20 protein-coding genes are annotated in these 23,376 nt (G+C 61.7%); 7 read left to right on the plus strand and 13 right to left on the minus strand.

Annotated elements, in window-relative coordinates; genetic code table 11:
- Nucleotides 1–11 precede the first annotated feature (11 nt).
- The 3 genes from B0G77_RS22820 to B0G77_RS22830 are packed head-to-tail and all read right to left on the minus strand — an operon-like array spanning nt 12 to nt 2,252.
- Nucleotides 12–515 carry a hypothetical protein gene (locus B0G77_RS22820; RefSeq protein WP_133664391.1) on the minus strand — a complete coding sequence of 168 codons (504 nt, stop codon included), beginning with the start codon at nt 513–515 and terminating at the stop codon, nt 12–14.
- 49 nt (nt 516–564) lie between these two features.
- Nucleotides 565–1,401: an MFS transporter gene (locus B0G77_RS22825; protein WP_133664392.1), complete on the minus strand. Its 837-nt coding sequence runs from the start codon at nt 1,399–1,401 to the stop codon at nt 565–567.
- Entirely contained in the window at nt 1,398–2,252 is an 855-nt protein-coding gene (locus B0G77_RS22830) for a class I SAM-dependent methyltransferase (protein ID WP_133664393.1), read from the minus strand. The genes B0G77_RS22825 and B0G77_RS22830 overlap by 4 nt, the downstream gene beginning before the upstream one ends.
- A gap of 131 nt (nt 2,253–2,383) precedes the next feature.
- On the opposite strand from B0G77_RS22830, the gene B0G77_RS22835 reads away from it, so the two are divergent.
- Entirely contained in the window at nt 2,384–3,322 is a 939-nt protein-coding gene (locus B0G77_RS22835; protein WP_133664394.1) for a LysR family transcriptional regulator, read from the plus strand.
- Nucleotides 3,323–3,422: 100 nt separating this feature from the next.
- Here B0G77_RS22835 and B0G77_RS22840 read toward each other — a convergent pair whose 3' ends face one another.
- From B0G77_RS22840 to B0G77_RS22870, 7 genes are all read right to left on the minus strand, one after another.
- Entirely contained in the window at nt 3,423–3,830 is a 408-nt protein-coding gene (locus tag B0G77_RS22840) for a hypothetical protein (RefSeq protein ID WP_133664395.1), read from the minus strand.
- Nucleotides 3,831–3,856: 26 nt separating this feature from the next.
- A complete protein-coding gene (locus B0G77_RS22845) occupies nt 3,857–4,342 on the minus strand; it encodes a hypothetical protein (protein WP_133664396.1) in 486 nt (161 codons plus the stop codon).
- Nucleotides 4,343–4,899: 557 nt separating this feature from the next.
- On the minus strand, nt 4,900–6,849 hold the full coding sequence (locus B0G77_RS22850; RefSeq protein ID WP_208116482.1) for an alpha amylase C-terminal domain-containing protein: 1,950 nt from the start codon (nt 6,847–6,849) through the stop codon (nt 4,900–4,902).
- A 12-nt stretch (nt 6,850–6,861) separates the two neighbouring features.
- Nucleotides 6,862–8,121 carry a cupin domain-containing protein gene (locus tag B0G77_RS22855; RefSeq protein ID WP_133664397.1) on the minus strand — a complete coding sequence of 420 codons (1,260 nt, stop codon included), beginning with the start codon at nt 8,119–8,121 and terminating at the stop codon, nt 6,862–6,864.
- 15 nt (nt 8,122–8,136) lie between these two features.
- Nucleotides 8,137–9,330 carry a cupin domain-containing protein gene (locus tag B0G77_RS22860; RefSeq protein ID WP_133664398.1) on the minus strand — a complete coding sequence of 398 codons (1,194 nt, stop codon included), beginning with the start codon at nt 9,328–9,330 and terminating at the stop codon, nt 8,137–8,139.
- A 4-nt stretch (nt 9,331–9,334) separates the two neighbouring features.
- Nucleotides 9,335–11,158: a GMC family oxidoreductase gene (locus B0G77_RS22865; RefSeq protein WP_133664399.1), complete on the minus strand. Its 1,824-nt coding sequence runs from the start codon at nt 11,156–11,158 to the stop codon at nt 9,335–9,337.
- 18 nt (nt 11,159–11,176) lie between these two features.
- The gene (locus B0G77_RS22870) at nt 11,177–12,202 is read right to left on the minus strand and encodes a glycogen-binding domain-containing protein (RefSeq protein WP_133664400.1); all 1,026 of its coding nucleotides are present in this window, start codon (nt 12,200–12,202) and stop codon (nt 11,177–11,179) included.
- Between the two features lie 599 nt (nt 12,203–12,801).
- Between B0G77_RS22870 and B0G77_RS22875 the strand changes: the two genes are divergently transcribed.
- The gene (locus B0G77_RS22875) at nt 12,802–15,939 is read left to right on the plus strand and encodes an adenylate/guanylate cyclase domain-containing protein (RefSeq protein ID WP_166656254.1); all 3,138 of its coding nucleotides are present in this window, start codon (nt 12,802–12,804) and stop codon (nt 15,937–15,939) included.
- A 125-nt stretch (nt 15,940–16,064) separates the two neighbouring features.
- Here B0G77_RS22875 and B0G77_RS22880 read toward each other — a convergent pair whose 3' ends face one another.
- Nucleotides 16,065–16,316, minus strand: a complete 252-nt coding sequence (locus B0G77_RS22880; RefSeq protein ID WP_133664402.1) for a hypothetical protein — start codon at nt 16,314–16,316, stop codon at nt 16,065–16,067.
- Nucleotides 16,317–16,655: 339 nt separating this feature from the next.
- Here B0G77_RS22880 and B0G77_RS22885 point away from each other — a divergent pair, with 339 nt between their 5' ends.
- Entirely contained in the window at nt 16,656–17,183 is a 528-nt protein-coding gene (locus B0G77_RS22885) for a hypothetical protein (protein ID WP_133664403.1), read from the plus strand.
- 337 nt (nt 17,184–17,520) lie between these two features.
- Nucleotides 17,521–17,982 carry a CHRD domain-containing protein gene (locus B0G77_RS22890; protein WP_133666822.1) on the plus strand — a complete coding sequence of 154 codons (462 nt, stop codon included), beginning with the start codon at nt 17,521–17,523 and terminating at the stop codon, nt 17,980–17,982.
- Nucleotides 17,983–18,026: 44 nt separating this feature from the next.
- Here B0G77_RS22890 and B0G77_RS22895 read toward each other — a convergent pair whose 3' ends face one another.
- Complete coding sequence (locus B0G77_RS22895) at nt 18,027–18,719, minus strand: cytochrome b/b6 domain-containing protein (RefSeq protein ID WP_133664404.1); 693 nt, start codon at nt 18,717–18,719, stop codon at nt 18,027–18,029.
- 303 nt (nt 18,720–19,022) lie between these two features.
- Here B0G77_RS22895 and B0G77_RS22900 point away from each other — a divergent pair, with 303 nt between their 5' ends.
- The gene (locus B0G77_RS22900; RefSeq protein WP_133664405.1) at nt 19,023–20,207 is read left to right on the plus strand and encodes an FIST N-terminal domain-containing protein; all 1,185 of its coding nucleotides are present in this window, start codon (nt 19,023–19,025) and stop codon (nt 20,205–20,207) included.
- A 21-nt stretch (nt 20,208–20,228) separates the two neighbouring features.
- Here B0G77_RS22900 and B0G77_RS22905 read toward each other — a convergent pair whose 3' ends face one another.
- On the minus strand, nt 20,229–20,702 hold the full coding sequence (locus B0G77_RS22905; protein WP_133666823.1) for a YbhB/YbcL family Raf kinase inhibitor-like protein: 474 nt from the start codon (nt 20,700–20,702) through the stop codon (nt 20,229–20,231).
- 609 nt (nt 20,703–21,311) lie between these two features.
- On the opposite strand from B0G77_RS22905, the gene pdhA reads away from it, so the two are divergent.
- Both pdhA and B0G77_RS22915 read left to right on the plus strand, forming a co-directional pair.
- Nucleotides 21,312–22,400, plus strand: a complete 1,089-nt coding sequence (gene pdhA / locus B0G77_RS22910) for a pyruvate dehydrogenase (acetyl-transferring) E1 component subunit alpha (protein ID WP_133664406.1) — start codon at nt 21,312–21,314, stop codon at nt 22,398–22,400.
- Nucleotides 22,393–23,373: an alpha-ketoacid dehydrogenase subunit beta gene (locus B0G77_RS22915; RefSeq protein ID WP_133664407.1), complete on the plus strand. Its 981-nt coding sequence runs from the start codon at nt 22,393–22,395 to the stop codon at nt 23,371–23,373. Before pdhA ends, B0G77_RS22915 begins: the two co-directional genes overlap by 8 nt.
- Nucleotides 23,374–23,376 lie beyond the last annotated feature (3 nt).

Here is a 23,376-nt window from a genome sequence, read left to right on the forward strand (position 1 = left end):
ATACGGAAAGATCAGTAGATCCGAGCCGCCTTGGGCTGAGGACGCAGCAGCAGATAGAAGGCGGCAACATGCGTAATCATCAGCACAGGCACGTAGAGGATCGGAATCGCGTACGTAGCGCCCAGCTCTCCCGCGCGCGCCGGAAGATCGGACAGGGTGGCGTGGTAGTAGTCGAGAATGAGGTCGGTTGCTCCCACAACATTGAAGGCTACGACGAACAACCAGAACAGTGGGCGTATACGTGCTGTGAGTAGCGCCAGCATCGCCAGAACTCCCGTTGCGAAGTCACCGTATGCGGCGAACACGGCAAAGCTGCCAGGAAGATCGGGGCTGACGACGCCCGGCAGAATGAAGACCAGCCCGAAGAAACGGAAGCTGTGCAAGGTAGCGATGGCGCGTTGCGCTTCAAACGGGTCCATCGATTTGAGCCTGGGCCAGACGTATACGCGGAAGCAAAGCAGCCAGGCGACATACCCCAGAACGAGATGCAATTGGAAGAGAAGTTGCGGTGACATGTTGCCTCCTGTCAGGTGTCGTCTGGCGCAATGAAGGATAGGAAGGAGATCAGCCGGCGCGTCGCCGGATCAACTGGCGCAGCGACAGCGCGTGCAGCAGGATCGAGCTTGGCACTACAAAAACAGGGGTCAGCACATACGGATAAGCGCCGGCGCCGATGCTCTGCACGCCAGGAACGATCAACTGGAACCGCCCGGGCGTGGTAACTATCCCCAAGGTAATCGCGACGGCGAAGTCGGCGAGGCCGAGAATGTTCCAGGCGATCGCCGCCTTCCGCCCTTGAGCCGTACCGCTCGCCACGGCGATTGCCGCCGGCACGGCGAACAGGCCGGTCAGCACATCGCCAATTCCAGCCGGTAACGCGAACACGCCGGGCAGCACCCCATTCAGCCAGGCAGCGAGAGCCCAGCTGCCGAATACGCGGTAAAGCTGAAGAGCGACGAGCCACGTCGCCGGCATCGCATCGAGCACCTGCCCCACCCGCTTCGACAACAGTAGCAGCGGCGCGCCGATGATCACCGGCAGGAAGATTGCCAACGGCAGCAACGGCACAGGTGGGGGTGAAGCGTCGATGCGAAAGACGCCATTGATCGCCGCGCTCCAGGCGAGCGCGAACCAAAGCGTGTAGGGGATCATGACCGCCAGCCAGGTTGTGCGGCATTGGCCCGGCGTCAGGTCCGCGCTTTCGAGGCCGAGCCACAAACCGAGCGCGATAAACGCGTGGGCCGTAAGCTGGTGGGCCGTGGTCGGAACGCCGCTAGCCGGGATAACCGGCTGCCAGTAGATCAACGCAATCCACAGGACCGTCAGCGGGATGAGCCAAAGCAGGCTGCGCCACGCGGGACGCGGCGGGACGATAACAGCGGGAATCGGGGCGGCGGTCATGAGCCGTTCTCCGTGTTAATCCGCATCTTCGTGGGCGCGGCCTCGAACACCGCAGTGAAAATACCGAGTCGGCCTTCCATGAGATTTCGCCCCAGGTTGGTGGAAAGCTGTGCGAAGTCCGGCCCCATCACCACGCCAAGATTTAGTGAAGGTGGCGGCCCCGACGCACGCAGTTGGGTGATCCAGGCCTTGGCGGCCTCGGTGTCGTCTTGCCATGCCAGCGTGCGGAAACCTGCTTGTTCGATCGCCTCGAGCGTTGCATCGGCCGTCAGGAGAAAACTTGTTGCCGGCGTTCGCGCCCAGGGAACGGGGTAGTACGGTTCGCTGCCGTTTGCGACGACGTCGAACGTCGCAAACCTGCCGCCTGGCTTCAGCACGCGTTCGATCTCCCGGTAAAGTCGTGCGCGATCGGCGATGTTCATCGCCACGTGCTGCAGCAATACGACGTCGAAACAGCTATCGTCGAAGGGTAGTTCGAGCGCGCTGGCGGCATGAAACGACACCTGTTCGCTCTGCCCCGTGCGCTGGGTGAGATAGCGTGCGGCATCCACGAACGGTTCGCTGAGGTCAATACCCGTCATCCGGCAACCATAGGTTGCAGCCAGAAACCGGGCCGGCCCGCCAACGCCCGAACCGACGTCCAGCACCGACATGTCGGCGGTGATCCCGGCCAGTCTGGCAAGCTCGGCGGTGGCAGCAAGTCCACGGGTGTGAAACTGGTCGAGGGCGCCCAGTTGCTGCGGCGTGAGCCGCTGATCCTCCGGCCCAAGGACCGTGAGCGCGATCTTCAGCCGCCCGGTCAGGCCGGTCGCGCGATAGTGATCGCGCACGCCATCAAATGCATCGGTCATTGCAAGGTTCCTCCACGGTCCTGGCGGATTGTTCAGGGCTTGCGAGTCGACATTGTCGCGACTCCTCATCTGCAGGCGTAGGTGTACCATGGCCTCTCGCGAGCGACTATTCATCACAATGTTGACGTGCCATGAAGCAGAACTTCACAGTCAGGCAGGGCGCGCTCGATGGCGTGGAGGTGTTCCTGAGCGTTGCCCAGCATCGCAGTTTTCGCCGGGCAGCCGCAGAACTCGGGGTGACGCCGTCGGCCGTCAGCCAGACGGTGCGTGTACTTGAAGCGCGCATTGGATCGGCGCTCTTCATCCGTACCACGCGCAGCGTCGGCCTGACCGAAGCGGGCGAACGGTTTCTTTCGCGCGCAAAGCCTGCCTTCGAGGAGCTGGTCGCCGCCAGTCAGGTTGCGCGCGGACTCGGCCAGCGGCCCGCCGGATTGTTGCGACTTTCCGTGCCGCGCGCGGTGGTGCCATTGCTGCTGGAACCCCTGATTGCATCCTTCTGCCAGGCTTATCCCGAGATCGAAGTGGAGATCGTCGCAAGCAAGGAGTTGGTCGATCTTGCAGCGGAAGGGTTCGACGCCGGCATCCGGCTGGGTCAGTTCGTCGCCGCCGACATGGTCGCGGTGCCGATGACGCCCCCGTTTCGTCTCGTCATCGTCGGCAGCCCGGCCTACTTCGCAGGCCGCCCCCCTCCCAAACGCATGGACGATCTGCGCCAGCATGCATGCTTGCGATGGCGGCGATCCGACGGTGCGCTCGCGCCGTGGTCATTCAACGACGACGGCCGCGCGATCGAGATCGCCGTATCGGGCCCTCTGATCGCCCATGATTTTCCCACCATGCTGGGTGCGGCAGTCGAAGGTATAGGCCTTGCCCAGCTACCTGAGCCGATGGCCGCTGAAGGTCTGAGAGCGGGAAAATTGGTGCACGTGCTGGAGCCGTTCGCGCCGGTGATGCCGGGTGTGTTTCTTTGCTATCCAAGCCGTCGGCAGATCATGCCGAAGCTGCGTGCGTTCATCGATCACGTGAAGAGCCGCCCGGCAGGCCAGGGCAAAGTCCCGCGTACACGATGACTATGGGCGTGCCGGGTTGCGGAAACGAGGGTGATGTTTTCCTCTGGATGGACGTCATTGCGGCCAAGGCCCCTCCTGTCCGGGAAAAAACCTGCACGAGTCAACCGAACATTTGACTTACCGCTGATGCGATTCTGCCTAGATCCTCATTGTTGAACAAATCATCCAGATTCTGCTCGCGGGCTAATGTTTCCATGGCTTGAACGTCTTTTTCTCTTGAAAACGTGGTCTTGAATGATTTTGGATTTTTGGCTCGGGCTATTTCAATGGCCTTGCCCATTGATGTCGGCATCTCGCTAATTGGAACGGGCAGCGGGCTCTTGGTCGTCCAGGCTCCGACACGTGCCTTGGTGACCTTCCGCGATCTAAGGGAATCGATGAAAACGACTTTCTGGCCCCAGATCCCCAATACATCCATACCTCCGCTCTTCATGCCGAGGTGGACGACATCACAGTCATAGAATGCCGTCATATAGTCGAAAAAGCCGTTCTCCTGGAATCGCCCCATGATACTTTTTCTGACGCTCCCAGAATTCACCGAGATTGAACACATGTTTCAATTGCATGGTGTCGTGATTGAATCCGTCGCCAACGATAAGAATGGCCTTGATTGATGGAATCTTGTACTTGAGGTTCGTGCGCGTTTTTGACCGTCTTCATCAGCTCTGTCATCGCGGCGATCGCGCGGATTTTGCTGATTGCGTCAGTGTGCAGCACTGTGAAAGCGCCGTTCTGCCGCTCGCTGACGGAGCGGACGCTGAACTCGATGTCTTTGAGCAGCCCGCTGACACCGAAACCTTCCGCTTGCAGGACCAGAATGGAGAACGGCGTCACCGCATTGTCGGAGAAATGGCGCACCGCGGCGGCATAGACGTGGCCAAAGTCGCCGGTCTGCCAGCTTCCGATGATGAAGACGGGGCCGTTCTTGACCAGCTCCAGGGCTGACTTCAACTCCGCGAGGATCGCAGCGTTGTCGTCCTTCTGGTTCACAGCGAAGCGGATATGGATGTGGATCAACATATCGGGTTCCTTATGAACGTGCAGGCCGCACTGTTCGACCGGACCGCCAGGTCAATCGAGCCCGGCCACTGCTTGCCTGGCCCACGCCGGGCCAACGTACGTGAACGGCGCCTGGCATGCGTCGAACGCTATCCCGGCCCCTCAAGCACGTTGGCCCTGCAAAGGGTCGTATGCAATGCCAGCCGCCACCATCAGAAAACCGCGTGGTGCCCCCATCTATAGGGAACGAACGAACCCCGTCCACTTTGAAACCTTTGCCATTCATTTTCGGCGTTATGCGTGCCACCACGGCACACATGAATCGATGGCTCGTTTGGTCCGGGATTGGCCGCAGCAGCGGCTTCTTACCCACTGTGCAGGCTTCCTTATGTTGGAAACGCCTAAGCCACAAGATCCCAATAGAGACCACCTATCGAGTTTCTGCGTCGCTTGCAGGAGGCTTGTGACGAGTCTGGCCAACCGATCCTGTTTTCGAGCGCCGGGTATCACCACCCCACCGGTTGCTCACGTTCGACTCGCGACCGCTCGTGCCGCCACGAACCGCAGACGCGACTGGGTCAACGACAAAACACGACGAAACCATTGGCCGGTAGCGTAATGGCAGCGGACGCGGGCATTCCATTCCAGCCTTCGCCACCCTCGACGACGATGCTCCCATCGTTTCCGACGACCTGGGGATTCGGAAAACCGTCGTAGAAGTCGCTGTTGAAAATCTCGCGCCAACGCCCACCGGAGGGAAAGCCAACGCGGTAGCCATATCGATTCGTTTCCTGGAGATTGGCAACGAACAGGACATCCTCTCCGACCAGATTGATCCAGCGGTGAATGGCGATCACGCGGTCCTGTTCGTTTGTCACCCACGCATTCATCGAATCGCCCCGCAATCCGCGCAGCGTGGCGCGCAGATGAATGACATCCCGACAAAAGGAGTGGTAGTCCTTCATTACGGCATCAACGCCAAGTCCGTCCCACCAGATGAGCAGATCCGCGTGGAAATTGATGTCGTCGCTCCATTGTTTGTCTTCAAGAATCTCCTGCCCCATGAAGATCTGCGGTATGCCGGGCGCCGCCATCAACAAGCCCATTGCCAGTCTTGCCCTGCTTCGCGCAAACCATGAACGCGCGTCGGTCGTGTCGGCCAGCCTTGCCATGCGCAAATCCCTTCCAGCGAACACGACGTCGTGATCTTCCAGCATATTGACTGCGCGCCACGCCGCGTCAAAGCCGTCTGGTCGATAGAGACACCCGAGCAGCGCCCGCATGTCGACAGACGCGTCGTATCCACCGCCAGCCTGCTGCACGGCGGTGCGAATGCCGAGCCGCACCTTGTCGGACCATGCCGCATCGAATCCGAGTCCGCCGGGTGCGGACCGGATCGCAGCGGCACGGTCACCGCCCCAATATTCCGCAATCTGGATGGCCTGCGGTTTTTCCGCACGGGCCGTGCTGCTGACATCCTGGCAAAAACGGCCGCCGCCATTTGCGTCGATCACCGTGACCTCGTCATAGCGCACACCATCGATGTGATACTCCTCGACGCACTGCTTGACGTTGTCGATCAGGAACTGGCGGACATCCTGGTTCCAATAAGCGAATATGTTTCCGCCCACCCAGGTTTGATCGGTGAAGTACAGGCTGCGATTGTCGTCGCCATATTGCTGGCGATCGAGAAACTTGAAGCACTGGTCATTGAAACCCGGGCCGGCGTGGTTGAATACCAGGTCGAACAACACCGCAATACCTTTGAGATGGAACAGGTCGACGACGCATTTCAGTTGATCCTGTCCGGCGCTCAACTGATCGGGCGTCAAAGGAGGCTTGCCGCACGCCGCCAGCAACCCATTCGCCTTGTTCAGATAGCGGAGAAGTTCCTGCCGATCCTCGACCTGGTAGTCGATTTCCGGCGAGTAAAGGTCGAGGCCGTTGTATCCGCGGCTGGTTTCGCTCGGATATTCCTGTACCGGCATGAACTGCACGCCGTTGATCCCGAGATCGCTCAGGTATTCAATGCGATCGAGCAGATCGAGAAACTTGCCGATGGTGCGCCGCTTGTCCTGCCCTTGAGGGTCTACCGCGTAGTACGTTCCGATATGCAGCTGGTACAGGATGAGGTCGTTGAACGCGGGCGCACGAAAGTCTTCGTCATGCCATGGGAAACGCGCCACGTCGCGGATAATGCAGTCGCACACGGGGTAAGCCGGTGCGGTGCCCAACTCGCGGGCGCGCGGGTCACGCTTGAGCCCGGTGCTGCCTGTACCCTTCACCCAGAACCTGTATGGCGTTCCCTCTCCCAGACCCGCGACGTAGGCGCTCCACGATCCGTCGCCAAGACTGAACATCGCGCTATCCGGGCCGGGCTGAAATCCACTCTGTTCAGCGGCCTGCAATTGCGCGCCGGTCAACACGTAGACGTTCTGGGCTGAAGGTGCCCAGAGCCGGAACGTCACGCCTCCGGGTACCAGGTTCGCGCCCATCTTGACGTCGCCTTGAGTCCGGGTGGTTGACATCCCCTCGCCTCGCTAGTCGTAACCGCCAAACATGAACACGAACATGTCCTGATCCGTGGGATTGATCAGTGCGTGCAGATTGCCACCCTTGAGCAACGTGAGATGGCCAGGGTTCAGTGTGCGTACCTCGAAACAGCGTTCGCGGTTCGGCAGTTTCGCCCAGTCGCCCATCACCATCAAGCCGGCACGATCGCCGATCGCCATGAACACTTCCTGATTGTCACGGTGTCGATGCAGGCCGATCGCAGCATTTGCACGAATGATGTGCAGGTCCATGTAGTCGACGGTCATGAACGATTCATGGCGATCGGGTGCCGGCGCCTTGTGTCCGAACGCATCAAAGCTCCATGGTGGAATCGTGCGGCCAAGCTCCTGCAAACCGGCATAGCCCCAATAGTTCGACAGCAGGTTGCGATATTCGAGAAAGCCCAGTCCCCCGTGCGGAAACTGACTGGTTCCGACCTTCAGAAAATGCTCCCAGCCGCGAAGAATCATGTTGAATTCGAACTGGTAATTAGCGCCGTCGAGCGAATCCCATACCTGCCCCGCCTCGTCGGCCCAGGCCAGCTCGATATGCAGCGGCAAGGTTGGATGCAGGGCGTGATCGGGCGCTACGTCGTTGACTTTTTTGCCATCCAGTGCCTCGCGGGTAAAGTCGTCGCCCCCAGGAACAAGCACAGGATCCGCAACCAGCGCGCCGAGGTCGAACGCTACCTGGCCACGCGGGCCGAGTGCGGCACGCAGGTCGGCTGGCGTTCCCGTCCATCCCCATAACTCGATCGCATAGCGACCGGACTCGTCGTCGTATGGCACGCGCCTTAATACCGTCGAAGCAACCGCGCCGACCTTGATCCACAGCCTGATAGCCGGCCCCAGGCCGCCTTGCGTGCGCAAGGCCAGAACCGAATCAGGTCCGGCCCGATAGGAGATCCGGATGAACGGGCCGGTCCAGTCCCCCACCGAAACAAGGCCTCGTATGAGCTCGGTGTCGCCCGTCGTGAACGACCTGACGTTCTGCTTCTGAAAGTCCTGTTTGTCGTCCTGCGAGCAAGGATCCAGCATGTTGCTGCTGTTGGGCGCGCTCGGGCCGTACAGTTGCAGTGTCCGGATCGGAAAAAGGTATTGCAGCTTGTCGAAGGTATAGCACTCCCTTCCTTCAGCCAGCACGGCGCCCTCGATCAGGGCCAGCAACCTGACGATCGGGTTCGCTTCCTGGTAATCGGGTGTCACACCCGGACGAACGGGCACTACTTCATCGTGCAGGAGCTGCATCCGCGATCTCCCGGATCAGGCGCTGTGATAGAGAAATGCGACGAACTTGAGCGGTTCGGTGCTGGTGTCGGGATTGCGGATGCCGTGCATGCCGCCGCTCTTGGTGAAGATCATGCTGCCAGGCTTGACAGGCAATTCCTTGAACACCTGCTCTCCCAGTCCAAAGACTTCGCGCCTCGCGTTCCTGTAGCGCGGATCCGACTCGTCTCCGAGACTGGGGTCGTCCCCGACGCGCAAATAGGCGATGCCCTCGCCCTGGATAATGTAGTAAAGCTCTTCGGAGCCGACGTGTTGATGATTGCCCTCGACTTTCCCCGGCGGGATCGTGACCTCGTGAAAGAAGATCATCGAACCGCCCAGTTCGCGCTGGAAGAGCCAGCGCATCTGGATGATGTTGTCCGGAGAAGCATCCGGATTCGTGTACGTGCCGTCGGGCTTCGCCAGCATCATCGCATTGCGGTAGAGCACGGGTATGACATCGCTCGCATGCTTGAACCAGCCGCGCTGGAAGTCGAGCAGGTAGTTCAGATCCTGCACCGTGTTTTGCGGCGCACTGGGGGTGTTGACGAGCGGCGCCTGGTGGGTGCGCGTGTAGTTGTTGTCCCACGCCAGGTCGTTGACCGGAACAGCCAGGCTTCCTGATGGGTATTGTCTGGCCGGCTCGCGGAACGCCAGTTCGACCTTCGCAATCGAGCTGACATCCGCAAGCATCGCCGAGAACTGCGGAATCAGCGTGATCTCGTTATCCCGCCCCATCATCGTCAATACCGACGCATCGTGCCGGGTCGTGCGCGGTTGCTCGAGGGTGTCCCAGACCTCCGCCTGGTAGGCATTGACCCAGTCGTCGTAGTGCAACGTCAGCGGCCGGCTCCCCGTCGTTTCAACCTGGTCGCCGTGGTCATTGGTGAGGCGCACCCAGGCCACGCAGCTATTGCACAACAGCCGGTTTCGCGTCCGGATCGCTTCGGTCAGACGCGATCCGCGGTATTCGATGCGCAGGAAATTCGCGTAGAGCGCGCCGTCAAGAAACACACTTCCCTTGAGACACAGCACCTCGAGATAGCCGCGTACCTCCTCGACGTCGTACCGGTAGCGCGGACTGCGCGTCGCATTCAGATACGCCGAGTGGTAGATGCGGTCCGGGAAGAAGACGACCGAAAAAATCTCGTTCGACGGATCTGTAGACAGCAAGCCGAGCCTGGGGTCCATGGCGCTAGATCCTTTTCAACAGGATATCGGCAACGCGAAAGGCATTGGCTTCGATCGTCAGTGTCGGGTTGGCGCCGCCCGAGGTCGGCATGAAGGAACCGTCGGTGACATAGAGATTGTCGAAACCCCACGCCCTGCAATCGGGATCCAGCACGGAATCGGCATGGTCAAGGCCGAAGCGCGCGCCTCCGAGAATGTGATTGGCGCAGCGAGCCGTCTCGTCCCTGCCGAACACATAACCCGACGAACCATCCCTGTTCACGCCGCCCTTCACAAGCACCTGGTTGCACAGGTCGGCAAGCCGGGCCATCACGGCCTGGTCATGCGGATGCCAGTTCTTGATGATATAGGCGACCGGCCGCCCCCATTTGTCCCGGACCGTCGGGTGCAATTCGATGCGATTGGACTTGACCGGCACCTGGTTGGCCATGAACGTGATCGACAGGCCACAGCCGAAACTGTTATCGAGAAACTGCGTCATTGCGGCGCCCACCATGTCTGTCGCGCCGTTAAAGCCGTCCCAGAGCGTGTCGAGATCCCGGCTGCCGTAGTTGCGCGCAAGGGCAAGCGGCAAGGCACGGTCCGAGGTGTTGTTATAGATCACGGCACCCGCCCACAGACGCTCGGATTCGAGAAATTCGTCCTTGTGGCAGAAGTCTGTCGCGAAGTCGCTGTCCAGCGACTCCGACTTGTCGTAGCGTTCGGGAGGCGTGACGAGCGCCGACGCTCCGCCGAAGCAATGGGTCAGGAAGTAAGACCCGAGCATGCCGTTGCCATCCTGATTGATTCGGGCGCCGAAGCCCTGGCTGTCGAGTTGCGCGGATAATTTAAGCAGGCGGACACTTTCGATGGCTGAACAGGCCACGATGACAACCCGTCCTGAAACCCGATGCTCCAGGCCATCCGGGCCAAGAAAATTCACATAGCGGACCTGCGCGTCGCTCGATGACAGATGCGTCACCGTGCAGTTCGGCAGCAGCGTGAAGTTCTCCAGATAGCGGATCGGCGCGAGCAGCGAAACCCATGTGCTCGACTTGAACCCCATCGGGTCGCCGTAACGGTTCACGTACGCCGTTTTGGCGATGTCGCCCGGCTGGGGTCCCTTGCGCCCGCTCGGCGGATGGTCCGACGTGATAACGGCAAGCGGTGTCCGGTAGTACGCCATGCCGAGTGCGCTCATGCCCGTCTTCACATGCTCGCTGATCGGGTTGATATCCAGCGGTTGCTGGTACCTGTTGCCGCTCGTGAACGGCTTCAACTGGTTATTCGTTTCGCCGTTGATGCCCACGAGTTCTTCGGCCTTTGCGTAGTACGGCTCCAGTGTTTCGTAGGTGATCGGCCAGTCGCGCGCCTCGCGGGCCACGTCGCCGGCCGGATCGTCGACGAGCGACGCTCCCGCACGGTTGTTCCACTGCCCAAGCGTCAGATCCCGGGGCGTGTAGCGCAGCGATACGCCGCCATAGAGCTGGGTGCCACCGCCTACGACCTGAGCTGTGTAGCCCTCAATCGTGGCGCAGTCAATATCATTGTTGTTGCCGTCCTGCCGGCGGTAGACGTGCGGCTCATCATTCAGATCCGGTTCCACATGACTGGAGTAGTACGATGCGCCCTGGTTGACGACCTCGAGACGCACGATCTTCTCCGCACCGTCGGAGAACAACTCGTCGCGCTTGAACCCGCTCGCGCCGCCGGGCGCCTGGTACTGCGGCAGGATCAGAGGACCCTTTTCCAGCATGAGAACAGTCTTGCCGCCCAGTGCAAACTGATGAGCGATCGGTGCGCCGCCAGCACCGCTGCCGATGATGACGATGTCATATGCGTCTCTCATGGGTCCGTCCGTGGCGCGCTAGCCGAAGTAATCGACGCTCTTGCCGAGCGGTCGCTCGATCGCCCTTTGCCAGTCGAAACAGGGCTGTCCGTTCTGGTCTTCGAACTGGTCCTGCAGGTATGCCCAGCCAGCCCCACCCGCATTCCCGCCGTACTTCGGGTGCGAGAATGCGCCAAGCCAGGTATGCCGGCGTAAAAGTGTGAGAAAGAACCACGGGCTCCGATATTTGTCCGTATCCCAACCTTCTACACGACCGTTAGCCATCTCCTTGTACAGGTCGCCATATGCCCCAGTGGGTAGCTGCGCCGGCTCAACGTTCGGGAAGCGGTTGCGCAAAACGGCATCAATCTGCTTCAGACAGATCCTGTAGTCAATCAGCCGGTGGCCTTCATCGCGTGAAAGCAGGTTGTCGATAAAGTTGACTGCGCCGACAGGTTGTTCCAGCCTGAAGGCCTGCCGGAAGGTCGTGTCCTGTGCGGCCCGGTCGGAGTTGAAGTAATAGCGATCCATAAACTGCTTCGCGTCGCCCGTCGTAAATGGCAGGATCTCGTTGGTCAAACGCGCGAGGATCGCTATTTCCCACTCCTCCAGACTGATCGGCGCCGTGCAGTACTGCGTAAAAAAGCGCGACCATTCAAAGCCGTTACCAAGGCGCTGACGTTGTGGATTGATCGGGTCGAGTACCGCCTCACCGCCGACAATGAACTTGTACGTATGGACTTCACCTATGGGTACACGCACCGTCACGGCCAGATAGACCGTCGCCTGTCCGCCAAATTGCACACGTTCGAGGGGCGTCGAGTCCCACAGCTTGTCGAAGCTGCCGACTACCGAAACCGGGCGATGATCTTCCGCTTGAGCAGCCCGCCATACGAAGGTCACGAGATTGAATGCCTGGGTCGAAGCCGCATCATCGGCTGGCTTGCAACTGTCTATCAGCGGGAAGCGCCACGGCTCGGCGTAGGCGTCGGATGACGCGCCACGCGACAGGTATTTCGCTACGAAGTTAAGTACGTACGTGTGGTCAAGCTGCTCGGCTCGCATACTGGCGCCTCCACGCAGCGATTTATGCGCCTAACAAATGTAGGCGATGCCGACAAATAGTCAAAGGGCATTGGAAGATCAGGGAGAACCGGCTCATCCGGGCAGCGCCATCGCAGATCGCGCCACGCCCCGGGTTAGTGCGCATGCCGACGCGCTTCTTAAGAGGCCGCCTGTATCGCGCCTGCGGCGCCGCTCCGACCAGACGTGAGGATCTCTCGCGACCTGGCGAAGGGTTGGCACTGCATCGTGTCTGTCACGCTCGAAATCCTGGCCAGGGTTCTGTCCTACAATAAATAGATCGCATGCACCAACCGCGCGCGTTCTGCCTGCAGGATCGAAAGCCGGTGCTTTTTGATCGCGAGCACCTTCCGGGCGGCACGCCGTTTTCAATGATCGTCGTTCTGGCCTGGAACATGAAATGTGTTCGCTGTCAGTGTGATTGTCCGGCATCGGCGAAATTTTGCCAGGAATGCGGAGCGCCTCTTGCTGCTAGCGGCGCCGTCTCCAGCATTTTCGCTGCGGCAACGGAGTATGACGGCGGGCACGGTACGCCGGCCTCCACTCATAGCCACGCAATTGAGGATCGCCGCCAGGCGGTCGTGCTGTTCGCCGATATCTCAGGGTACACGGCACAATGCGCGCGCAGCGATCCGGAGCAGGTCCGGGCAATGCTCGTGCGTTTCTATGCTGCAATGGAAGAGGTGGTCGCGCGATATGGCGGACAGATACTCGATCGCATAGGCGACGCCGTGATGGCCGCTTTCGGCGCTCCTGTGGCTCACGGCAACGACCCCGAGCGCGCGCTGCGCGCCGCGCTGGATATGCATGCCGCGGCAGCGGATCTCGTCGATTGCGACGGACTGCCTATGGTGCTGCACATCGGCGCGGCACGCGGGGAGGTGGTAACAGCCGTGAATCGCAGCGGGTCCGCTGTCACCTACTCGATCACGGGCGCCACGGTCAATCTCGCCGCCCGCCTGGTGGCGCTGGCCGCGCCGGGTGACACATTGATCTCCGAAGCCGTGTACCGGGCCGTTCCAACGCTCATCGCTGCTGAAAGTCTTGGCGCACACACCTTGAAAGGGTTCGCACTCCCTGTGACGGTGTGGGGAGTGCAGAGCCTGTGTGCCGCATCTACGCCGTTGTCCGCCTTCGTCGGGCGCGAGTCCGAAATGATGCAGCTAGCCGCGGCGCTCGACGGCGCGTGTGTGACGGGCAAGGGGATGACCATCTTCATCCGCGGCAATGCCGGTATCGGCAAGTCGCGGCTCGTCAACGAAGTTCGGGCGCGCGCCAGTCTGCAAGGTTTCGACGTCCCTCTGGAGCAGGTCCTGGATTTCGGAGTCGCCAAAGGCAAGGCTGCCGTCCCCGCATTGCTCAAAGCCATTCTGGCAGCGGCGGTGCCCGGCAGCGGGCCCGACCTGCGCGCAGTGCTCCAGCAGGCAATCGACACAGGCCTCGTACTCGAGGATGAAGCGCTATTGATCACGGCCTTGCTCGAACTGGACCTGTCCGCCGCAGAAGAGGCGGCCTATCACGCAGTCGATAACGATACCCGGGCGAAGCGGACCGAAGAAGACCTGACCATGATTCTGCAGCGGGTCGCCCGCAACCGGCCGCTGCTGGTGACGGTAGAGGACATTCATTGGGCGTCCGGGGAAACACTGCGGCATCTGCTCTCGATAGCGCAGGCCGCTGTGCACGCTCCGCTGATCCTCGTCATGACATCGCGCATTGAAGGCGATCCGCTGGACCAGACATGGCGCGCCACCCTGCATGGGAGTCCGCTGTTGACCCTCGATCTTGCGCCGATGCTTCCGCACGAAGCGAGCAGGCTCGCCAGCGAGTGGGTCGACGTCTCGAGTGGCTTTGCGCAACGATGTATCGATCGCGCTGAAGGAAACCCGCTGTTTCTCGAGCAACTACTACGCGCGCCGCAAGAGAGCGATCCTGCGGGCGTCCCTCCCACCATTCAGAGCCTGGTGCTGGAGCGCGTGGACCGACTGTCCCCTGCCGTGCGCATAGCGTTACAGGCCGCTTCGGTGATCGGCAAGCGGTTTTCGGCGCACGGCCTGAAAGCCATCTCCGGCGACGCGATAGATCACTGCGAGGCGCTGGTGGCGGCGGATATGATTCGTTGCGATGGAGAGGACTACCAGTTCACTCATGCGCTCATCCAGGAAGCGGTCTACGTGTCGATTCTCCAGAGCCGCAAGCGCCTTCTACATCGTCAGCTGGCGCACCTGGCTGGAGAACGGGAACCGGTGTTGCGCGCGCAGCATCTGGACAGGGCGGACGATCCCGAGGCCGCGCACGCCTATCTTCTGGCAGCCCGGGATGAGACGAAGCGGTTTCGCTACGACTCGGCACTCTCGCTGGCGCAGCGCGGCATCGCCCTCGCCGGGGAGCCGGTGCTGAAGTGCGAGCTGTCGCTGTTGTCCGGCGAGCTGCTGCGCGAGTTGGGAAGCTCGGCAGATTCGATCGACGCGAATCGGGCCGCGCTCGATCTCGCGGCAGATGATGTGCACCGATGCAAGGCGTGGATGGGCGTTGCCGCGGGCTGTCGGGTTACCGGGGACTTCGCGCAGGCTATTGACGCGCTGTCTCACGCGCAGGACCTGGCCAACCGCTTGCAGCTCGATGGCGAACGCTCGCAGATCCACAACATGCGCGGCAATCTCTATTACGCCCGCGGCGATGCGGTGGCGTGTGAGGCCGAGCACGTTCAGGCCTTGCGCCATGCGCAACGGAGCATGAACTCCGAGTATGAGGTGCGGGCATTGAGCGGCCTCGGCGATGCTCAGCTGGATCAAGGGCGCATGCAACAGGCCCTCCGGTCGTTTAGACAGTGCGTCGCGCTGTGCGCGAGACAAGGATGGATCGCGATAGAAATCCCTAACCGCTGCATGCTGGGACATTGCCTGCGATATGCAGCCTTACTGGACGAGGCCATAGCAGAAGTCGAACGTGCGACCGCCGATGCCCAAAGGCTCGGGCTGGTTCCCGCGCAGGTCTTTGCGCTCATGACGCTTGCGACGGTGCTCGTCGACGCTGGACGGGTGGCCGAAACCGAAGCCGTATGCCTGAAGGGCATCCCGCTCGCGCGGCGTGCCGGAGCGCGGCGCTTCGAATCGTCGCTGCTGCTGTCGCTGGCCGACATTCGGCTGCGGCAAGGCAGACGCGATGAAGCGATGCAGGAGATCGAAACTGCGCTCGCACTCGCATACGACACCGGCCTGGGTTTCGCCGGCGCCGCCACCTTCGGGATGATAGCTCGCGCCGCGTCGAGCTCAGAGAAGCGTGCCCAGGCGTTGCGCGAGGGTGAAGCACTTCTGGCGCAGCCCTGCCTCGCCCACTCCGTCCTGCGCTTTCATGTCAATGCGATCGAAGCCTGCATCGAAGCCGCGGAGTGGGACGACGCACTGCGATACGCCAGCTCGCTGGAAACATTCATGCGAGCGGAGCCGTTGCCGTGGGCGATGCTTGTCATCGAACGAGCGCGCGCGCTGAGCCGACTCGCGACCAGCGCAGACAGAAGTGCGGCGACGCATCAGCTGGAATGCGTCCGGAAAGACATTCTTAAAGCCGGACTGGGGTCGGCGCTCACCGCGATCGATGCCGCGCTGGCCGCTTCCGGGCATCCGGACGCACGGCCCGGAGAAGCGCTGAACGCGCACGAGCGACGCCAGACGGGTCCCGGGTGTTCAATTTCGAACGTACGGGATCAGTCCCGTTAATCTCTCACACGATTGAGGTGTTCACGGGGTGCGCCAGCGCTTCCCAACTGGGCGACGCATTTAAATGCTTCTCTGTCGCCATTGGCAGGCAGACGCGGACCCGCCCCGTGGCGTACGTCCTGCAATTAGATCGGTTCGTCGCCGCCCCACTCACAATCCGCGAGCGATTGCGAATGCGCCCGTGGGAGACGGCTGGCAGCTTCCAGTAACGAGTGGCCGCCTGGTGTCAGCAAAGGCCGTTGATGTCCTCCAGCGATCTGCTCCAGCAGAAGGAGCTGGCGTTCCAGCAGCGTGTCGACTTCGCTGCGATTCATGTCGATCTGGTCCGGTGCACTGCGGACCAGCATGAGGGTGGCAAATTCGTGTGGGCTTAGCATGTTCGTCTCCCAGTAACAATGAGGCCGCGACCAGGGGCAAAAGTAAAACATCATAGGTCGGCAAAATGACAGGCTGATGATGCACAGTGCCGTTTCGGCGATTGACCGCTGGTCGGTTCGCGCGACGACGGGGCTTGCTAACGCTCCGCTGACGCGGTTTTCACCCCATGTGGCCCTGGAATAAACCGGTGCATCCGGTCGTTTAACGAGCAGGCAACCATGTCCCCGGCGGGAAGCCTTATCGCGCCGCGGCGCGAAGTTGCGCAAGCACACCGATGTGCTGGGTGACGCCGGTGACGCCGCGCGTCGAAACGTCGGGGATCCACGCGGAACCCCATCATGAACAGGTTACTTCGGCTCGGGACGTTGCTCTTCTGTCTAGGCGTTTCTGCGCCTGCCTTCTCGCAAACATATGACGATTCAGATGTGTCGGGCAACTATGGCAATTGCCGCGCGGTGGTGGGGCAGGCGGAAATCGACGGCACGGGACAGCAGGTCGTCGGACGTGCGTGCCTGCAGCCTGACGGGACATGGCAGTTCGTGCAAAGTCCCGACGGCAACGTGATGTGGTATCCGGTAGCGACTTACCCGTACTCCGATCCGTGGTGGTGGGGACCACCCCTGTTTATCAGTTGGGGCGTGAGCTTCATTTTTGTCGACAATTCCCACCGTTTTCACCGCTTTAATAAATTCCGTCAGCTGGATCACAACCATTTCAGTGTTCACATCGTGACGGGCTTCCGCCGCGCACCGTTCCAACCCGGAGGCTTCCAGCCCGGAGGCATGCACGGAGTCGGTGGGATGCAGCGCAACATCGGTGGCATGCGCGGGTCCGGTGGAGAGTCCGGCGGAATGCGACGGCGTTAGACCGTCTCCCCTCTTTGTGGCAAACCCCACTCGAAACCCCACAAGTCCATCACGCAAGAACGTTGCTGAAAAATCCCATTTCTTGACCTGGGTGGAGGAATGTGCCGGCTCCTTGTGCTTTCCGAAGGCGTATTTCCAGTTTTCGGAGGGGTGGACAAAAATGGCCAGGATCAAGCACTTCGAGGCCAAAGGCTTCCGGGACCCCACCTGGAGTTACCGGCGGCTTGCGTCTATCCTTGTCTCACCTCTTTGGCTGCCGGCCGCGCCGACGGGGCCTTCCGCACCTTTCGACAATGGCTACCGCCCAGCAAGGGCAAACCCAGAAGGAGAAAACCAAATGTCACGATCCATCTCGCAGCGCGCTTTCATGGTGTTCGGTGGTCTGGCCTTAGCGGGTACGCTGACCTTGGCGCAAGCGGCGCCGGTCTCTTTTGAAGTGCCGTTGACGGGCGCCCAACAGGTCCCGCCGGTGCAGACTTCAGGCAGCGGCAGCGCCAAGCTCACGTACGACCCCAGCACGCGGGTCGTAACCTGGAACATCAGCTTCAGCGGATTGTCGAGTCAGACCACGATGGCGCATTTCCACGGGCCCGCTCCGGCCGGCAAAAACGCCGGCGTGAAGGTCTGGCTCTCCCAGAAAGGCAAAATGGAGGTGACGAGCCCGATCAGCGGTCAGGCCACGCTATCCCCGGACGACGCCAGGATGTTCGAAGCCGGTGACATGTACATCAACGTTCACAGCAAGAACAATCCGGATGGCGAGATCCGCGGCCAGGTGGTGCCGCCGAAGAGCAACTGACGCAACCACTGAAGCGGCACCCTGAGATCAGGTTCGCGGCAAACTCAGAGCCAGGCCGCGAGCAGCATCACCACGGCAGCGCCGACGCCGAGCGGCAGCAGCGCCAGCAGCGCTGGCGTCTGCCGCGGCGCGTCGATGGACGAGGGCAACAGCTTGTAGCCGGTTAGCATCGGACGCAGCAGGTTGTGCCCCTTCGCTACTGCGTAGAGAGCGATCACGAGCACGTGCAGCGCCACCGCGGCGAGCAGCACGTCCCAAACAAGCCCGTGCAACGTCGAGATAGCGTTGGCGAGCCACACGGGCACCACTTCGCTCAACGGCCCTTCGTCGGCGATGTCATTGTTGACGTAGAGCCCGCTCAGCGTCTCGGCCAGCAGCAACGCGAGCAGCAGCAGGACCATCCAGCCGCCGGCCGCATTGTGGCCCACCTGCACATCCGGCTCGCGGCGAAACAGGTGACGCAAATGACGAAGTGCAGCGGCGGGCGACGCCACGAAACTGCGAAAGCGCGCGGTTTCACTGCCAAAGCAGCCCCACAGCAGCCGGGAAATAACCAGCGCGAGCAGCGTCTCGCCGACCCGGACGTGCCAGTCAATCCAGTTCAGTTTCAAGGTGACATAGGCCGCCGTGACCAGCACGACCACCAGCCAGTGAAACAGTCGCACCGGCGCGTCCCAGACCAGCACCGGGCGGCGGACAGGCTGTGTCGGCCGCGTGACAGGTTCGTGAGCATCCATGTGTTGCGCCTCCGTTCGCAAGCGGCTGGGAGAGGTACAGTCCCGGGATGAACACCACGCCGGAGCATTGCAACGCGGTGACGCAGTAGCCCATGATGTCCCATACTCGATTCACTCGAGCTTGCCAGGGAGAAACTGATTCCCTACAGAATCCACTTCCTTACGTTGCTTCCCCGACTACCTGTCGGGTCCGGTCCAGGCTAATACATTTTATTACCTCAATGACTGCTCCGGCTTTCGTCCCGCTGAACACGCCATGCCAGCGGAGGTCCAATCTATTGGTGTCTTCGACAGGTCTCCGCCATGTTTCCCGCTTCGTTTGTCCACGCTCACGCTGCCCACGCTGACTGGCGAGCGGCTCTCGCCGAGTGCCAGGGGCAAGTTCAAGCTCAGATTGAAGCCCGTGCGGCACAGCGAGATGAATCCGCACCCTTCACGCTCGGTTGGTGTTACCTCAGCGACTATTACGCACCCGCGTCCGAGGCAATCCTCGATGAACTGCACCGGAGCCTGCCCGGCATCGCCTGGGTCGGGACGGCCGGTGTTGGGGTAGCGGCTAGCGGCATCGAATACATCGACGAACCGGCCCTCGTGCTGATGGTCGCTCCGCTGCCACGGGAATCGTTCCGGCTATTCTCCGGCCAGCAACCACTGCCTGCGACATCCTCCGGGTTCGTGGCCTATACCGCTTTGGTCCATGCCGAAGGCAGCACGCCGGATGTGCAGGAATTGCTGCACGAACTGAGCGCCCGCACGACCACTGGTTATCTCTTCGGCGGGCTATCCTCGGCGCGAAACCGTCCGCTACATATGGCGGAAGGCGTGTTCACCGGGGGGTTGTCCGGCGTGCTCTTCGGCCCCGAGGTTGGTCTGATTTCGCGCGTGACGCAAGGCTGCCAGCCTGTCGGGCCGGTGCGCACCATCACCCAGGCCGAACGCAATCTGGTGTTCACGCTGGACGGCAAGCCCGCACTCGATTGCGTGCTACAAGATCTTGGACTCGACCGGGATCTGCCAGTCGATGCGTTGTCGCAGGCGCTGTCTACCACCCTGGCGGGCTTGAGCACCGGCGTCGAGGACGTGCCGACATGGCCTGGAAAGTTCGGCGCGGATACACTCGTGCGGCACGTGGTGGGCGTGGATCCCGAGCACCGGGTCCTGGCGATTGCGGATCGGGTCGAGCCCGGCATGCATCTGGCCTTTTGCACGCGCAATCGCGAGGCGGCCCGGGCCGACCTGGTGCGCATTGCAACGGAAATCCGCGCGGAACTGGAATGCGACACGGCGAGGCACATGTCGGGCGCGCTGTACGTCAGTTGCTCGGGACGGGGCGGTCCGCACTTCGGAGCGCGGCATGCGGAGTTGCAGACGGTGCGAAATGCGCTAGGTGAGGTACCGTTGGTGGGATTCTTCGCCGGCGGCGAGATTGCAAGGAGTCACCTTTACGGCTACACCGGCGTATTGACGGTCTTTACGAACCGGGACTGAGGTCACGAACAACGCTTTCGCTCACCGCTTGCGATAAGTGCCGATCAGTTCGGCGTGCGCCAGCACGTGCCCCTGCATGGCCTTTTCGAGCGCCGCCTTGCTGGGGCGTTTCAAATCGGGCAGTACGGTGTCGAGTGCATACAGCTTATGGAAATAGCGGTGGCGTCCCACGGGCGGGCACGGGCCGCCGTAAGCGGCACGTCTGAAGTCATTGGTGCCTTCGAGCGTGCCGCTCGGCAATCCCCCCGCAGCAGCGCCCTCGGGCAGCCCGATTGCCGTCGGCGGGATGTTGTACAGCACCCAATGTACCCAGGTCATCTTCGGCGCGGCAGGGTCTGGCGCGTCAGGGTCGTCGACGATCAGCGCCAGGCTTTTTGCGTTCGAGGGCACGCCGGACCACGCGAGCGGCGGGGAAACATCGGCGCCCTCGCAAGTATGTTGTGAGGGAATCTCCCCGTTCTGTCGGAAGGCTTGCGACGTTAGCGTGAGAGTCATGGCGCGCTCCTCGGCGGCAACGGTGGATGCCGGTCCCAGTGGGAAGATCAATGCGATGAGCAAGAGTGCCAACAGGCGACGCGGGGTCGATGCCCAAGCCGCCTTTTTCAACGCTCTTGAGGTGGTGTCCGGCACGTTGAAGTCGCTCATCGCCACGCTTCGTACCCTGTCCGTGACCGCAGCCGCTAGTTAGTGCGCGCTCCGCGCGAGTCGCGATGGAAATTGAAGCGAGGCACTTATCGTGACATAAGTTCCTCCCGAGCAAAAGTGGCTGTGGTTGATGATCGTCGCGCACGGGTCCCGGCATCGATCGCAGCAGGGATACGCGGAGCCGGAAAGCACGCGTCCGGGAAACCCGGCCGATGCCGCGTGGCCGCCCATCCGATGGTGCATCGCGACAATCGAGCGTTCGGCTCGTATTCCCGGCTAGTTTGCTGCGTGTGATCAACGAGGCGAGGCGCAGGCCTCTTTTGCGCGCCTGCATCGTCCGGAATCGGGTCTGGACGCGCAGCGGTTTGAGTGCGCAAGCTCAGCAACGTTCGTGCGGTAGCGCTCGTGCACGTGAACTCCGGCGCGGATACGATATCTGAATAAACATGGAGAGCGGTCATGAGCACGGCTGCCAGTTTTCATATCGGCTACACGCAATATCTTGGCTCCGAAGGCGAGCCTGCCCAGCCGTTACCTGCCTTTGCGCAGGACCCGATGGCGCTGATTCCGCTCTATCGCGCGATGGTGCTGACGCGGGCGTTCGACACGAAGGCGGTCGCGCTGCAGCGTACTGGCAAGCTTGGCACCTTCGCGTCGTCGGTCGGCCAGGAGGCGATTGGCGTCGGCGTCGCCAGCGCGATGGAGCCCGACGACGTACTGTTTCCTTCGTATCGCGATCACGCCGCGCAATTGCTGCGCGGCGTCACGATGACGGAAAGTCTGCTGTATTGGGGCGGCGACGAACGCGGCAGCGACTTCAGTGTGCCCCGCCACGACTTTCCGAACTGTGTGCCGATCGGCACACAGGTGTGTCATGCCGCCGGCGCGGCCTATGCGTTCCTGCTGCGTCACGAGCCGCGCGTCGCGGTGGCGATATTCGGCGACGGCGGCACGTCCAAAGGCGATTTCTACGAGGCAATGAACATGGCCGGCGTCTGGCAGGCGCCGCTTGTCCTCGTGATCAATAACAACCAGTGGGCGATCTCGGTGCCACGCGGCCGCCAGAGCGCTGCACAAACGCTCGCGCAAAAAGCGGTCGCTGCGGGAATCGATGGGTTGCAGGTCGACGGTAACGATGTGATCGCAGTGCACCAGGTGGTCCACGCGGCGCTCGCCAAAGCTCGCCGCGGCGATGGCCCGACGCTGATCGAAGCGCTCAGCTATCGCCTTGGCGATCACACCACAGCCGATGACGCGACGCGCTATCGCGACGCCGAGGTCCTCAGCAGGCAATGGGCATACGAACCGTTGCTGCGCCTGCGCACTTACCTCATGCGCATGAACGTCTGGGACAAGGCGCAGGACGAGCAACTCGGCCGCACGTGTCTTGCGCAGGTCGAGCAGGCCGTCGAAGCGTATCTTGCGGTGCCGCCGTCGCACACGTCCGCCATGTTCGATCATCTGTACGAGACCTTGCCGTTGGCGATGCGTGAGCAACTGGCGATGGCGCAGGGATTCGCGCCTCCTGCGGAGAACCGCCATGGCTGACCTCAATATGGTCGAAGCGCTCAATCAGGCGCTCGCCTACGAACTGGCGCACGACCCAGCCGTCGTGCTGCTCGGCGAGGATATCGGCGTGAACGGTGGCGTGTTCCGCACGACGGTCGGGTTACAGGCACGATTCGGCGCGCAGCGGGTGATCGATACGCCTTTGGCTGAAACCGCGATCGCCGGCACCGCGATCGGCATGGCGGCGATGGGCCTGAAGCCGGTCGTGGAGATCCAGTTCAGCGGGTTCATCTATCCGGCCATCGATCACGTTCTGAATCACGCGTCGCGTCTGCGGCATCGAACACGCGGACGGCTGACGTGCCCGCTAGTGATCCGTGCGCCGTGCGGCGCAGGGATTCACGCGCCGGAGCATCATTCCGAAAGCCCTGAAGCATTGTTCACCCACATCCCCGGATTGCGTGTCGTGACACCGTCGTCTCCTGCACGCGCATACGGTTTGCTGCTCGCGTCAATCCGCGACCCGGACCCGGTGATCTTCTTCGAGCCGACGCGACTCTACCGGCTCTTCAGGCAGCCGGTAGAGGATAACGGCGAAGCGCTGCCGCTCGACAGCTGCTTGACGTTGCGCGATGGGACGGACGTCACCCTGGTGAGTTGGGGGGGAGCACTGCAGGACGTGCAGGCCGCAGCCGATCTGCTCGCACAGGAAGGCGTGATGGCCGAGGTGATCGACGTGGTGACGCTCAAACCACTCGACATGAACACCATTCTCGCTTCGGTGGCGAAAACCGGACGCTGTGTGATCGTGCACGAAGGCTCGCGCACCGGAGGGGTTGGCGCGGAGATTGCGGCCAATATCGCCGAGCGCGGACTGTACTCGCTGCTCGCGCCGGTGCAACGCGTCACCGGATATGACGTGGTGGTGCCGCTGTACAGGCTTGAGAATCAATATATGCCAGGCACGGAGCGCATCGTTGCCGCGGCCAGGCAGACCCTGGAGGCGTCGTAAAGC

Source organism: Paraburkholderia sp. BL10I2N1 (genome assembly GCF_004361815.1).
Taxonomy (GTDB): domain Bacteria; phylum Pseudomonadota; class Gammaproteobacteria; order Burkholderiales; family Burkholderiaceae; genus Paraburkholderia.